The organism is Stenotrophomonas sp. 107298_Sma (assembly GCF_056480345.1).
The window spans coordinates 2,914,547-2,927,903 of the sequence record NZ_CM151094.1 but is presented as its reverse complement, the minus strand read 5'-3'; the positions used below and the strand labels follow the sequence as shown (position 1 = coordinate 2,927,903).

Sequence of the window (13,357 nt, the reverse complement as noted above, 5' to 3'; positions counted from 1 at the left end):
CAATTACCGCCGATGGTCGGCTGCGAGCGTGGCTGACTGCGCGCAAGAATACCCGAATCACAGCGGATCGCGGCCTTGCTGCTCCGCACCAAAAGAGGCGTGCCAAAGGCGAGGCAACAGGGCTGCGGAGGTTCCCCTTCTCAGAAACTGTAAGCCGCCTGCAGATACACCCGTCGCGGCTCACCTGGGAAATGCCCGTTGCGCTCGATGAAGCCGCTGGCTGCATATACCTTGTCGAACAGGTTCTTGACGTTGGCCTGGAACTGCCATTGCTTCCAGCTGGTCTTCCAGCTCATGTCGAACACGGTGTAAGCCTTCACCGTCTGCCCGTCCAGACTGACGCGCTCACCCACATGGTCAGCACCAAAGCCGATGGCCGAATTGAGCGCCGGCAGGTCGTAGCGCGTCCACAGACCTAATTTGTTGCGCGGCGCATTGGCGAAGCGGTTGCCGGAGGCATTGGTGATGCCGCTTGGACCTGCGTCCTTCACCCGCGCGTCGTTGTAGGCGTAGGTCAGGTTCAATACCCAGTGATCGGTGACGTCGGCCAGCAGATCCAGCTCCATGCCGGTGCTGCGCACCAGGCCCAGTGCGGCCAGCTGGTTCACGCCGCCAATCACTTCACCCGTGGCCTGCACGATGTTGCTGCGGTCAATCCGGTAGGCCGCCAAGTTCAAGGTCACGCGGTCGGCCAGCAGGGATTTCATGCCCACCTCCCACTGCTTGCTGCGCTCGGCATCGAACGGGCCACCGGCGGCGGGATTCTGGTTGGCCGCGCTCTGCGGTACGAAGCCGCTGGCCACGTTGGCGTAGACATTCAGGCCTTCGCGGACGGTGAACGTGCTGCCCAGCCGCCAGCTGAGGTCGTTGCCATCCACGCTGCTGCCGGCGATGCGGTCGTCGTCCTTGAAGCCATCCCAGCGCAGCCCGGCCAGCAGGTGCCAGCGAGCGGTCAGCGCCAGTTCGTCCTGCAGGTAAGCGCCGTAGCGCTTGCTGCGGGTGGACGTGCTACGCCACGGCAGGGCAGCCAGGTTGTAGTCGTGCCAGGTGCTGGCCCCGTACACGGGATTGAACAGGTCGATGCCTCGCACCGGCCCGGCGCCACGTGCAAGGTCGGCGCTGTTGGCGGTCTGTGCAGTGAAATCCGCATCCAGCTGATACACGTCCGCGCCGAACAGCACCTTGTGCTCGACGGCGCCGGTATTCACCCGCCAGACCGCGTTGCCATTGGCAGTGAATGCCTCGTTGTCGCGGATCTGGTTGCGCAGCTGGCGGGTCATCCACTCGGCCACGCCATCACGGTCACGGTCGATCAGCCCCATTGGCTCGTGATACATCTGGTGCTCGTTGTTGCTGAACCAGCGTGCGGCGAAATCGACGTCCAGGTTGTCGCGCGGTGCGAAGCGGTACTGCGCCAGCGCCACCTTGGCGCGCATGTCGAGAAAGTCACTGGTCTCGTTGTGGTTCCAGCGGCGGTCGGTCAGGAAGGTGCCCGCATCATTCACCGGCACGCCGCGCAAGCGGTTGCCGCCCAGGTTCTGGGTGATGTCGGTGAACTGCAGCACCAGCTCGCCGGTCTGGCCAACATCGAAGGCCAATGAGGCATCACCGATCACGCTCTCGCTGTCGGCATTCCAGCGCACACCCTGCTCGGTGTCGGCGTACAGGCCGGCGCGGTAGCGCACGCTGCCAGCGGCATTCAATGGAGCCGTGCCTTCGATTGAGCCGGCGCGGAAATCCCGGTTGCCCATCTGCACTTCGATACGGCGCTCAGCGACCGCCCTGGGCTTGCGCGTGACATAGTTGATGACGCCGCCGGCGTCGCCACCACCGTAGAGTGCGCCGGCCGGTCCCTTCAGCACTTCCACGCGTTCGATGTTGAACAGCTGTGGTACCGAGAATCCCGCGTACGGGTCGCCGCGCAGGCCGTCATACAGCACGTTCTCCTGGCGGAAGCCGCGCAGGGTCACGCCGGCATAGCTGAAATAGCTGACGCCGCTGATGCTGCGATAGAGGTCGGTCACCTGACGCGCGGCCTGATCGTCGATCAGCTCGCGCGGGATCACCTGGATCGACTGTGGGACCAACTCGAGCGGTGTATCGGTGCGGGTGCCGACCGCAGCGTCGTCCACCCGGTACAGCGTCTGTGCGCGGCCGCGCACTTCGACGGAATCCAGCTTCTTCGGCGGGCCATCCGCCGCATGGGCGGGGAGGGGTGTCAGGGCAATGGCCAGAGCGGCGCAAAGGGGGTACCTACAGAGCGATGGGAGGGCCATGGGGGCGACAGTATGGATTTCAAATGAGAAAGACTATCATTTGCATTGTCATAGTGCCGCTTCGCCGATCATGCGCTGCCCGCCCGGTCAGGGTGGGCAGCGCCGGGAGCGTGCATCTCACGTCGGTGTCAGCAACTCGCTGATGGCGTCGTGCTGCTTTCCAAGTTGCTGTTGCAGCACGAAATCGTGCAGCAGGGCCGCAGCGGCCTTGCGTTGCCCATCGATGTCCTGGAGCGAGGCATAGCGCACGGTCGGGTCGTTCGGACTCGGTCGCCCAGGCGCCTCCATCTCAGTGGCGGAGGTGAGCGTGATGAAGGCCAGCGCGCGCTTGTTCTCCTTCAGTTCCGCGTTGGTGGTCAGCACTACCAGAGTGACCTCATAACTGAGGCTGCCACCGCGCCGGGTGTTGTAGGCGTGGCTGCGCACGCTGACCTTGGTTCCCTTGGGCAATACCGCCTGCAGCTTCCGGGCGAAATCCCATTTATCGAATGCCATCTGTGTCTTCTGGTCGACGCGCACCATGAACGCAACATCGACACCGGTAAACGGAACCTGTGGCACGTCCAGATAGGGGCTCTGTTTCAGGCTCTGCACCAGGACCAGATCGTCACTGAACATGGCAGAGGGGTCGACGGGGGCGGTGAAGGACTGTTTGAGCAGCTCGAAGATGGTCAGTGCGCGTTGGCGTCCCTGGGCAATCCGCTGAAGTACCGCCGGTGCTGGATTGTTCTGCACATAGCTGGCGTTGGCATCCTGCATGCGTCGCTGCACTACCGCTGTCAGTCCATTGATCTGCTGGTCGGCAGACGCATTGGCGTTGGCGGAGGCCTCTTCACCGGCCATGCTGTCGACTACCTTCTTGAACTGTGCCAGACGGTCCTGGCCCGCGTAGAGGGTGTAGATCTCGTTTACGCGCGCCACCCGCTTGTGTCGCTTGCGCGCGCTGGGGCGGTTGGGGTCGACGGCGATCTCACACAGCATCACCAGGTTCTCGCGCAGGTGGTAGTCCATGTCCGGTAGTGGCAGACGGACCGGATCCTGGGCCCCACCATCGGTGCCGATCACCAGTTTTCCGCGGTCGATTTCCGACCAGACAGTGACCGCCTCGATCGAGTTCCGGCGCGGCAGGCTGACGTCGATCAGTTCCATCAGGATCGGTCGGGGCGTAGCGGGTGCCGTCTGAGGTGGATTCGGCGGCGCGGTGATCAGCTCGGCATGCCAGGTGTAACCCATCCGGTAAAGGATGAAGGGCCGGATGGCGTCGTTGAGGATGATGCCCGGCGGAGCTGCACGTCCCGGCGATGTGAGGTCACGGCGGGTGTCAAGGGTGAGCCCGGTGGTGTCGCGGCTGTAGACACGGCGCAGTGCCTGGGTGGGATCGCAGGTGGCACGCCAGGTGACGTTCGCGGGCTGGCCTGGAGGGAGGGGCAATGGCTGAGGCGTCGGTTCCAGCGGCGATGCGGCGGGCTGCGGCGGCCTGGGAAGGGGCTGCAGCGGATACGCCGCATTCTGTGCTGCGAGCTGATCGATCAGGAGTGCGACGTTCTGGCCGGCAATGGTTAGTTCTTCCACCACCAGATCTTCGATCAAGGCATGCAGTTCGTTTTGCACCGCGCCTGGCAGCCAGGGATCGATCACAATCTGCGTATCCCAGTCCGAGTCACCCGAGGTGAAAAGGTGTTCGTTGTGGTTCTGCAACATGTCCATTCGTGCGGCGAAGGCATTGCCGCCCTTGATGTAGAAATGCACCAACGACATGTCCTGGCGGAGCAGGTACTTGGTGCGCACGCCGTCAGACAGGGCATGCAGTTTCCCGTCGATGTCGGCCAGCGCTCTGATGACGGCGTTGCGGATGTCCGGGTACGTCTGCGCGCTGTTGATCTTCTTGGTCAGGTCGCCGCTGATCTGGCGGCGCCAGTCGGCTTGCTCAGGTGTCTCTTTCATGGCTTGGCCTCTGCGGGAAGACAGGGTGCTGCGCGAGGTGGGGCCTGACGCAACAGTGGCTTCACCGTAGATGCCGGCAAGCGGGAATGATCGGGGCAATCGATGCTGGTCGTGACCGCCGATGCGGTGGATTCAATGATCGTTGCGGGCTGGTTACTGGTCGCGTGCTGTGTAGGCGGTCCCGCTGAGCGCAGCGCGCACGCCGATGCTGCCGCGCTGCCAGGTTGCAGCGAATGCCGGCGTGGAATCGTTGCCTTTGTTGAAGGCACGCAGTGCATCGGCATAGGCCACCACCAGCGCTGCGATCAGCATCGATGCACCCAGTTGTGCCGGTGCGTCGGCGGGGTCGGCCCCGGTGGCATCTGCCATCAAGCATGCAAGGTCTGCGATGAGCAGGGCCTGCAGCTCCCGTGCGCGGCCTGCAAGTACGGGGCTTTCGGCTACGGTCAGCCAGAAGGCCGCCGCGCCTGTGTTGATCCGCAGCAGGGGGTGGCCGCTCTCCAGAAGTTCCTGCACCAGCGACTGGAAGGCCACAAGCGGGGGCATGCTGCGGCGCGCCAGCATGCCCTCGCGCAGTAGATCCCGGGCCTCCTCGTCGCGGTCAAACACCAGGTCTTCCTTGCTCGCGAAGTAGTTGAAGACCGTTTTGCGTGAGACACCTGCGGCCTCGGCGATCTCGGACATCGATACGGCTTCGAAGCCGCGCCGGATGATCAGCTCGGTGGCGACGTCCGAAATCGCTTGCCGGGTCTCGGCCTTGCGTTGTTCGCGACGGCCTGGGGGCGGGGTCATGGGCGGCTCACTTGTGAAAAAGTACACCGAGTGTAACATTCGCTTCGCCAGAGTGCCGGCCCGGTGCTCACAAGGAATTCCGATGCTGTACGACGTCGTCATTGCCGGGGCTGGCCCGGTCGGCCTGTTCCTGTCCTGCGAGCTGGCCCTGGCCGGCTGTTCGGTGTTGGTGCTGGAGCAGGCCGAGTCCCCTGAATCACCCCTCAAGCGCCTGCCCTTTGGGCTGCGCGGCTTGAACACGCCCACCCTGGAGGCGCTGGACAGGCGCGACTTGCTGCAGGCGGTGGCCGCGCGCCAGGTGCTGAAACCCGACAAGGGCGCACCACCGCCCGGCACCGCCCACTGGCTGGCGCAGCCCCGGCCGCTGGGCGGCCACTTCGCTGGCATTCCGTTTGCGCTGGACAGCGTGGCCAGCGAGCGCTGGCTGTATCGCCTGCCGTCGCCGGTCGGCTTCCAGATGGCGATTGAACTGCAGGCGCTGGAAGCGGTGCTGGCCGAACGCGCGACCGCGCTTGGCGTGCGCATCGACCGCGGGAGCGCGGTGCAGGCGGTGCGCATGGAAGGTGAGCAGGTTGCCGTGGAGACCCTTCGCGGTACAGCCCATGGCCGCTGGCTGATCGGTTGCGACGGCGCGCGCAGTACCGTGCGCAAGCAATCAGGTTTCACCTTCGCCGGTACCGAGCCGGAATTCACCGGGCACTCGCTGCTGATCGAGCTGGAAGATCCGTCGGTGCTCACGCCGGGGCGCCATTACACCGCCGCTGGGATGTACAACTTCAATCCGCCAGGCGTGTTGGCGTTGGCCGATTTCGACGGCGGTGCCGGTCATCGCACGCCGCTGGACCGGGAGCGCGCGCAGGCCATGCTACGGCGCATATCCGGACGTGAAGCGACCATCACGGCGGTGCATCTGGCTACCACCTGGACCGATGCCGCGCGCCAGGCCGTGGCCTATCGCAAGGGACGCGTGCTGCTGGCCGGCGATGCAGCGCACATGCATTCGCCGCTTGGCGGGCAAGGCCTGAACCTTGGCATCGGCGACGCGATGAACCTCGGTTGGAAGCTGGCCGCCGTGGTGCGTGGCGATGCCGATGAGGAGCTGCTGGACAGCTACCAGGCCGAGCGGTATCCGATCGGCGCGAAGGTGCTGGACTGGTCGCGTGCGCAGGTCGCGTTGATGCGGCCGGGCGCTGGCTCGCGCGCGCTGGCGGCGGTGATGGCCGATCTGGCCGGCACCCGTGATGGTGCGACATACCTGGCTGAGCGGGTCTGGGGCGTTGCGCAGCAGCTGGATCTGGGCGTGGGCCATCCGCTGGTCGGCCGCAGCGCGCCGGACTTCCAACTGGCCGATGGACGCCGCATGGGTGAACTGCTGCGTGCAGGGCAGGGCGTGCTGCTGGTGTTCGACGCGGGCACGTCGTTGTGCGCAAGCATCGAGGGTTGCCAACGGCGCCCGGCCCTCATCCGGCAGGCGGTGGATGACACGCTCGGACTGGGCGCGGTGCTGGTGCGCCCGGATGGCATCGTTGCCTGGGCCTGTGATGCGGGGGGGATGGGGCCGGGATGTCCGATGCGCTGCGGCGCTGGTTCGGGTCGATGGCAGCAGGCTGACCGGCAAGACGGTGGCGCAGCCGGCAAGGGCTGCGCCAGTTGTGGTCAGAGGTCCTTCTTCTTTCCGCTCAGATCCAGCGGCCGGTCACTGCCCTTGCGCTCACTTGACCACACTTCCATGCTCTTGTTGCAGCGGCTCTCGCGGGCCGCCACTTCGCGCGGTAGATCCTTCAGATGCGGCGACTCCTGGCAGGCCTGATGCATGTTGCTGTCGTCATAGGTAGCACAGGCGCTGAGCGATGCCAGGGCGATGGCGGAAAGGGCGGCGCGATACAGGGGCTGCAGGGTCATGGCGTGGTCTCGGGGGTAATGCCGGGTGGCCATGGCATTCCAATCCGTGACCCCCGGCACGCACAATCCGACTGATCGCACTTGTTATCTTGTAACGTTTAAGTGATAGTCGTGCGCTTGCCCGGATCAGGCGAGGCAGATCATCAGCACCGTGCACAGCACCAGCATCAGCACGAACACACGCCGGCTCAATGCGAGGCAGGCCAGGTAGGCCGCCAGCGCCCAGGCGCCCAGCAGTGCGCAGGCCAGCAGCCAGAGGCCGATCACCATCAGTGATCCGCTCGCCAGCGCAGACAACGCAATCGCTTTGAACAAGGCCACGCCCAGCACGCTGCCGAGCACGCCGGCCTGCAGGGCAACGGCATCGTGGCGGGCAGGGGCAGGGTGGCGGAACATACTGGCCGGAGTGGTCACATGGAAGGGCGGCGCAGCTACTGTGCCCGACCCCATATCCACGCCGCGTGTACTTCGCGTGCGCCATGTGCCTGCAGCAGGGGCGCTCAGTCGAACTCACCCTCGGCCGATTCCAGTCGCTGCCGGTACGCCGCCCGGTGCTGGTACAGGCGCTGGCACTCTTCCGACCTGTGGATGCGGCTGCCGGGTTCGTTGGCCACCGAGTCGCACATCCGCGCGATGTGGTTGTTCTCCGCCAGTTCGGTGACGAAGAACACTGCAGTGACGCCGGTGCCGAGCAGCACGACATACAGCAGGCGGCTGAGCCAGCGCGACAGCTTGCGCTCGAAGTGCTGCTGGATGGTCAGGTCGAAACGGATGATGCTGAGCACGATCCAGACGATCGCGACCAGGAAGCAGAGCGTGGGCAGCAGGCCACGCCAGATTCCCGCTTCATATACCGATTCGCTGTAGTGCACGGCGGCCCCGGCACCGGCGATGGCGATGGCCAGTGCCCAGTTGCGGCCCAACGAGAGCAGGTCATCGAGCAGTTTCTCGCGGTCCTTGGTCGGTGCTGCTGCCACGTCGGTTCCTTCTGCCCGTTGCGATCGGCGGCGGGGTGCCGCCGATCCTGCAGATGGTCGGGTATTGCCCCGGTGATGAGAAGCCTTTCCGGCTCAGTGCGCGGCCGCGCGTGCCCCCATCCAGCGTCGGTAGCGGCGGGTCCTGCATGTGGCCGCGGCCTGTGCCAGCAGCAGTGCCCACACTGGCGAGACGCCGGGGGCGGTCGGCTGACGTCGGCTCAACCGCCCCAGCTGGTACTTCACCGTGGCCATGTGTGCACTGGCAGCCAGCGGCTTGCTGCGCCAGTCGATGTTGCGCAGGGTCGGTACCTGATCGCGGCCTTGCTGCCAATGGTGTGGCAGGTCCGGCTCGATTGCCAGCGCGGTGGCGATGCCGACCATCGCAACACCGCTGTCCAGCACCTGCTCGGCCACTGCACGGCGACGGATGCCGCCGGTGACCATCAGCGGCATCGTTGCCACCGTGGCGATCTCGCGTGCGAATTCGAGGAAGTAGGCTTCGCGGGCCAGGCTGCGGCCGTCGCGTGCGGCGCCGGTCATCGCCGGCGCTTCATAACTGCCGCCGGACAGTTCCACCATATCCACGCCCAGTGGTGCCAGCATCTCCACTACTGCGCGCGCCTCCTCGTGCGAGAAGCCACCGCGCTGGAAATCGGCTGAGTTGAGCTTCACTGCCACCACGAAGGCGGGCGACACCGCCGCGCGTACGCCCTGCACGATCTCCAGCAGCAGGCGCGCACGGTTTTCCAGGCTGCCGCCCCAGTGGTCCTCGCGCCGGTTGGACAGCGGCGACAGGAACTGGCTGAGCAGGTAGCCGTGCGCGGCATGGATTTCCACCCCGCTGAAACCGGCACGTTCGGCCAGTTCGGCGCTGCGGATGAAGCGGGCAATCACTTCCTCGATGTCGGTCCCGGTCATCGCCCGCGGCGGTGCGAACTGCTTGGACAGGGCCCCCAGATCCATGGCTACCGATGAGGGTGCCAACGCCGGTTGGCCGAGCGCGGCCGGCATCTGCCGCCCGGGGTGGTTGATCTGCATCCACATCTGCGCACCGCGCGAACGAGCGGTGTCGGCCCAGGCGATGAAGCGATCAAGGTGGCGATCGTCTTCCAGCACCACACCGCCGGGGCCGGTCATGGCACGGCGGTCGACCATCACGTTGCCGGTAATGATCAGGCCGGCGCCGCCGTCGGCCCAGCGCTGGTACAGCTGCAGCAGCGCGGCCGAGGGCGCGTGGTCGGCGTCGGCCATGTTTTCTTCCATCGCCGCCTTGGCGATGCGGTTGCGGATGACGGCACCGGAAGGCAGTACCAAGGGCGAGAACAGCGACATCGGACAGCTCCAGGACAGGGGAATGGCGCTACGCTAACCTTCAAGTTTGATTGAAGGTCAACGGGTTCCAATGTCGAGGATTCAGGCAGATGAAGATCGGTGAGCTGGCGCGACGCACCGGCCTGGCGGCATCGCGCATCCGCTTCTATGAGGATGCAGGGTTGCTGGTTGTGCAGCGCCAGGCCAACGGCTATCGCGACTATCCGGAGCAGGCGGTGCTGCTGCTGGAGCTGATCACCGGTGCGCAGCGCGCCGGTTTCAGCCTGGAAGAGATCCGCGCGCTGTTGCCGCCGGACATGGGCCAGTGGCAGCACGACGCGCTGATTACGATGCTGCAGCAGAAAGTGGCCGACATCGAGGCGCTGCAACTGCGGCTGGAACAGAGCCGTGTGCATCTGCTGGCGCTGATCGAAGATATCCAGGCGCGGCCGGAGGGCATCGATTGCGCGGCCAATTCCCGGCGGGTGCTGGACCGCGTGAAGCGCGGTGAGCTGGCGCGGCCGACGCTGGCTGCCGGTGATGTGGCGATGCTGCGCCCGGATCGCCGCCGCATAGGCCGCGACTGACGATCCGGCGCGATGTTCAGTGGCTGCCGGCTACGGCGGCCTTGCGCTTCTTGTCCAGCATCACCGCCACGCACCACAGCAGCAGGCCGCCGATGGCGGTGGCCGCGCCCACATAGCCGGTGCTGGCCGGACTGAAGCCGGCGCTGATCGCCATGCCGCCCAGCCACGGGCCGAGCGCATTGGCGGTATTGAAGGCGGCATGATTGGAGGCGGCAGCCAAGGTCTGCGCTTCGCCGGCCACGTCCATCAGGCGCGTCTGCAGCACCGCAGCCAGCGCACCCATGGTGCCAACGGTGATGATCATCGGGCCGATGGTCCACACCGACTGTGCGGCCAACGGATACAGCAGCAGCATCACGATCGACCACAGCAGCACCACCGCAGCGGCCTTGAAGTGGAATTTGTCGACCAGCCAGCCACCGGCGATGTTGCCGATGATCGCGCCGATGCCGAACACGCCCACTGCCAGTGGCATCCACGATTCGGCCACGCCGGTGACCTGCACCAGGGTCGGCGCCAGGTAGGTGAACACGCAAAACATGCCGGCGAAACCGACCGCGCCGATCGCCAGCGCCAGCCACACCTGGGTGGTGTTGAAGGCACGCAGTTCGCGCATCGGCGAGGTGCGCACCTCGTCCGGGTCCGGCAGCAGGAAGCGCGCGATCATCGCCACGGTGGCGATGGCCAGCAGGCTGACCAGAGCGAAGGCGGTGCGCCAGCTCAGCTGCTGGCCCAGCCAGGTGGTCAGCGGGTTGCCGATCAGGATCGCGATCGACAGGCCCAGCAGCACCCGCGACATCGCCTGGCCGCGCTGGCCGGCCGGACTGATCGCAGCGGCCACCAGCATCGCCACGCCGAAGTAGGCGCCATGCGGCAGGCCGGCAACGAAACGTGCTATCAGCATCGTGCCGTAGTTCGGGGCCAGGGCGCTGGCCAGGTTGCCAACGGCGTAGAAGCCCATCAGCGCCAGCAGCAGCTTGCGGCGCGGGAAACTGGCGCCGACGAAGGCCAGGATCGGCGCACCGACCACCACGCCGATGGCGTAGGCGCTGATCAGGTGGCCGACCTGGGTTTCACTGATCGACAGGCCGCGGCTGATTTCCAGCATCAGGCCCATGCTGGCGAATTCACTGGTGCCTATGGCGAAGCCGCCCAGTGACAGGGCAAGGATGATCAGGGTGCGCTGACGGGGCGTCAGCCGCGCAGCCAGGGAAGAGTTGGGGCTCATGCGGGGGCGCGATGGGGGCGGGGAGCTCGCCATTGTACTGCTGCACCGCAACAGCAGCAGCCACGCTGGCGGTAAAACAGCGTTTGATCCGTGGAGCTGCGGCAAGCCGGGCATGGGCTCGGTACGACGGCAGGTTCGGGGCGCTGTTGTCGGCGTCCTGCATGTGATGACGACATGGCGGTCGGCATGATGCGAAACACAGGGGCTGTGGAGTGCAGGAACAAGGAGGATGTCGATGCAGGAATTCAGGCATGTACTGGAGACGCGAGGTCGCTATCAGCTGGTAGCGGTGTCCTACGCGCCGGTGTACGCTCCGGGCGATGTGGTCGGCCATGCGGTCGTAGCCGACGATGGGGATCGTCTGACCGACCTGATGTCGCTGGCCGAAGCGCGCCAACGCCTGCAGGCACTGGTGCGTGAAGAGGGCGAGGAGCCCGGGCTGGAGAACGAAAACCACCTGCGGAAGAAGGCGTCGCGCTGGCGCCGCCGCTAGGCCGTCGCGCCCTTGTGCGCATCATGGAGGATTCGGGTGTTGCCCAGTAAGAAGTATCTGCTCATCGCCATCATCACGCTGGCGACCCTGCTGCTTGGTTTCGTGTTTTCCGGTTACCTGACCCTGCTGTTGCTGGGGCTGGACACCAAGCTGTTCACCTGGAACACCTACTACCAGTACTTCAACGCGCTCGGCCAGCCACAGGTCGCGCCCTTCGTGGGCAAGATCAAGTGGGCCGGTTATCTCGGTTTCGGCCTGCCGCTGCTGGTGCTGCTGGTGACCGGCCTGGTGCTGCTGCTGAAGAAGGACAAGCGCTCGCTGCACGGCGACGCACGCTTTGCCACCAGCGCCGACCTGTCCAAGCACGGCATGTTCAAGAAGACCGGCCAGAGCATCGTGGTCGGCAGTCATGGTGGCAAGCTGGTGCGGCTGGACGGCCAGCAGTTCGTGATCCTGGCCGCGCCGACCCGCTCGGGCAAGGGCGTGGGCGTGGTCATTCCGAACCTGCTGGAGTACGGCGAATCGCTGGTGGTGCTGGACATCAAGCAGGAGAACTTCGACCTGACCAGTGGCTGGCGTGCCAGCCAGGGCCAGGAGATCTACCTGTTCAATCCCTTCGCCGAAGACCGCCGCACGCATCGCTGGAATCCGCTCAGCTACGTCTCCGACGACCCGGCGTTCCGCGTTTCGGACCTGATGAGCATCGCCGCGATGCTGTATCCGGATGGTGCCGAGGACCAGAAATTCTGGGTCAGCCAGGCGCGCAACGCGTTCATGGCCTTCACCCTGTACCTGTTCGAGAACTGGGATGACGAGCGCAGCAGTGGCTTCCCGGGCGGCTCGGGCACGCCCACCCTGGGCGCTGTCTACCGGTTGTCATCGGGTGACGGCAGCGATCTGAAGAAATACCTCAAAGCCTTGTCGGAGCGGTCGTTCCTCAGTTCCAACGCGCGCTCGGCGTTTGCCAACATGCTGTCCCAGGCCGATGAGACCTTCGCCTCGATCCTGGGTACCTTCAAGGAACCACTCAACGCCTGGATCAACCCGGTGCTGGACAGGGCCACCAGCAGCAACGATTTCCTGCTGACCGATGTCCGCAAGAAGAAGATGACCATCTACATCGGCATCCAGCCGAACAAGCTGGCCGAGAGTCGCCTGATCATCAACCTGTTCTTCAGCCAGCTGATCAACCTCAACACCAAGGAACTGCCCAAGTCCAATCCGGACCTGAAGTACCAGTGCCTGCTGCTGATGGACGAATTCACCTCGATCGGCAAGGTCGAGATCATCGCGTCGGCGGTGTCCTACATGGCCGGCTACAACATCCGCCTGCTGCCGATCATCCAGAGCATGTCCCAGCTCGATGCCACCTACGGGCGGGAGGTGTCGCGCACGATCATCACCAACCACGCGCTGCAGATCCTTTACGCGCCGCGTGAGCAGCAGGACGCCAATGACTACTCGGACATGCTCGGTTACACCACCATCCGCAAGAAGAACGTCACCCATGCCCGCGAGAAGACCCACAGCTTCACCGAGGAGCGGCGCGCACTGATGCTGCCGCAGGAGCTGAAGGCGATGGGGCCGGACAAGGAAGTATTCCTGTACGAGGGCATACCGCATCCTGTGAAGTGCGACAAGATCCGCTACTACAAGGATCGCTACTTCACCTCGAGGCTGCTGCCGAAGGTCGACGTTCCGATGCTTAACGTCTAATTCACGTCGCTAAATTTGTGACGTAGATTCATATTCATTGACGTGAATTCGTGAGCTAAGTCAAAAAAACATCATCTGTTCATAGAAATTCAGACTTGTCTGACATGGAATTGACGCGTGGTTGTGCGACC

General features: G+C 64.9%; 11 protein-coding genes and 1 pseudogene. 4 read left to right on the top strand and 8 right to left on the bottom strand.

All coding sequences use genetic code 11. From position 1 onward, the window contains the following. Positions 1 to 140 precede the first annotated feature (140 nt). From ACZK2G_RS13790 to ACZK2G_RS13780, 3 genes are all read right to left on the bottom strand, one after another. The gene (locus ACZK2G_RS13790; RefSeq protein ID WP_136638211.1) at positions 141 to 2,276 is read right to left on the bottom strand and encodes a TonB-dependent siderophore receptor; all 2,136 of its coding nucleotides are present in this window, start codon (positions 2,274 to 2,276) and stop codon (positions 141 to 143) included. Positions 2,277 to 2,393: 117 nt separating this feature from the next. After that, the gene (locus tag ACZK2G_RS13785; protein WP_295381869.1) at positions 2,394 to 4,220 is read right to left on the bottom strand and encodes a hypothetical protein; all 1,827 of its coding nucleotides are present in this window, start codon (positions 4,218 to 4,220) and stop codon (positions 2,394 to 2,396) included. A 153-nt stretch (positions 4,221 to 4,373) separates the two neighbouring features. After that, positions 4,374 to 5,012: a TetR/AcrR family transcriptional regulator gene (locus ACZK2G_RS13780; protein WP_136638293.1), complete on the bottom strand. Its 639-nt coding sequence runs from the start codon at positions 5,010 to 5,012 to the stop codon at positions 4,374 to 4,376. Positions 5,013 to 5,094: 82 nt separating this feature from the next. On the opposite strand from ACZK2G_RS13780, the pseudogene ACZK2G_RS13775 reads away from it, so the two are divergent. After that, positions 5,095 to 6,623 (top strand): annotated as a pseudogene (locus tag ACZK2G_RS13775) (FAD-dependent monooxygenase). 45 nt (positions 6,624 to 6,668) lie between these two features. Here the strand turns inward: ACZK2G_RS13775 and ACZK2G_RS13770 are convergent. The 4 genes from ACZK2G_RS13770 to ACZK2G_RS13755 form a co-directional block, all read right to left on the bottom strand. Then, positions 6,669 to 6,914 (bottom strand): hypothetical protein, encoded by a 246-nt coding sequence (locus tag ACZK2G_RS13770; protein ID WP_046986700.1) that lies wholly within the window; start codon positions 6,912 to 6,914, stop codon positions 6,669 to 6,671. A gap of 126 nt (positions 6,915 to 7,040) precedes the next feature. After that, entirely contained in the window at positions 7,041 to 7,310 is a 270-nt protein-coding gene (locus ACZK2G_RS13765) for a hypothetical protein (RefSeq protein ID WP_032971045.1), read from the bottom strand. Positions 7,311 to 7,414: 104 nt separating this feature from the next. Continuing rightward, the gene (locus ACZK2G_RS13760) at positions 7,415 to 7,891 is read right to left on the bottom strand and encodes a hypothetical protein (protein ID WP_046986699.1); all 477 of its coding nucleotides are present in this window, start codon (positions 7,889 to 7,891) and stop codon (positions 7,415 to 7,417) included. A gap of 93 nt (positions 7,892 to 7,984) precedes the next feature. Beyond that, entirely contained in the window at positions 7,985 to 9,223 is a 1,239-nt protein-coding gene (locus tag ACZK2G_RS13755; RefSeq protein WP_046986698.1) for an NADH:flavin oxidoreductase/NADH oxidase family protein, read from the bottom strand. Between the two features lie 89 nt (positions 9,224 to 9,312). Between ACZK2G_RS13755 and ACZK2G_RS13750 the strand changes: the two genes are divergently transcribed. Beyond that, positions 9,313 to 9,789, top strand: a complete 477-nt coding sequence (locus ACZK2G_RS13750) for a MerR family transcriptional regulator (protein ID WP_046986697.1) — start codon at positions 9,313 to 9,315, stop codon at positions 9,787 to 9,789. A gap of 16 nt (positions 9,790 to 9,805) precedes the next feature. Here ACZK2G_RS13750 and ACZK2G_RS13745 read toward each other — a convergent pair whose 3' ends face one another. Further along, positions 9,806 to 11,017 carry an MFS transporter gene (locus tag ACZK2G_RS13745; RefSeq protein WP_136638207.1) on the bottom strand — a complete coding sequence of 404 codons (1,212 nt, stop codon included), beginning with the start codon at positions 11,015 to 11,017 and terminating at the stop codon, positions 9,806 to 9,808. Between the two features lie 235 nt (positions 11,018 to 11,252). On the opposite strand from ACZK2G_RS13745, the gene ACZK2G_RS13740 reads away from it, so the two are divergent. Both ACZK2G_RS13740 and ACZK2G_RS13735 read left to right on the top strand, forming a co-directional pair. Further along, positions 11,253 to 11,510, top strand: coding sequence for a hypothetical protein (locus tag ACZK2G_RS13740; RefSeq protein WP_006374755.1), 258 nt, complete (start codon positions 11,253 to 11,255; stop codon positions 11,508 to 11,510). Between the two features lie 36 nt (positions 11,511 to 11,546). After that, positions 11,547 to 13,226, top strand: a complete 1,680-nt coding sequence (locus ACZK2G_RS13735) for a type IV secretory system conjugative DNA transfer family protein (protein ID WP_046986263.1) — start codon at positions 11,547 to 11,549, stop codon at positions 13,224 to 13,226. Positions 13,227 to 13,357 lie beyond the last annotated feature (131 nt).

Excerpts from the sequence above, each read along its gene's own strand:
- ACZK2G_RS13755 (WP_046986698.1), bottom strand. The coding sequence starts at position 9,223 with ATGTCGCTGTTCTCGCCCTTGGTACTGCCTTCCGGTGCCGTCATCCGC.
- ACZK2G_RS13740 (WP_006374755.1), top strand. The coding sequence starts at position 11,253 with ATGCAGGAATTCAGGCATGTACTGGAGACGCGAGGTCGCTATCAGCTG.
- ACZK2G_RS13780 (WP_136638293.1), bottom strand. The coding sequence starts at position 5,012 with ATGACCCCGCCCCCAGGCCGTCGCGAACAACGCAAGGCCGAGACCCGG.
- ACZK2G_RS13785 (WP_295381869.1), bottom strand. The coding sequence starts at position 4,220 with ATGAAAGAGACACCTGAGCAAGCCGACTGGCGCCGCCAGATCAGCGGC.
- ACZK2G_RS13745 (WP_136638207.1), bottom strand. The coding sequence starts at position 11,017 with ATGAGCCCCAACTCTTCCCTGGCTGCGCGGCTGACGCCCCGTCAGCGC.
- ACZK2G_RS13770 (WP_046986700.1), bottom strand. The coding sequence starts at position 6,914 with ATGACCCTGCAGCCCCTGTATCGCGCCGCCCTTTCCGCCATCGCCCTG.
- ACZK2G_RS13765 (WP_032971045.1), bottom strand. The coding sequence starts at position 7,310 with ATGTTCCGCCACCCTGCCCCTGCCCGCCACGATGCCGTTGCCCTGCAG.
- ACZK2G_RS13750 (WP_046986697.1), top strand. The coding sequence starts at position 9,313 with ATGAAGATCGGTGAGCTGGCGCGACGCACCGGCCTGGCGGCATCGCGC.
- ACZK2G_RS13790 (WP_136638211.1), bottom strand. The coding sequence starts at position 2,276 with ATGGCCCTCCCATCGCTCTGTAGGTACCCCCTTTGCGCCGCTCTGGCC.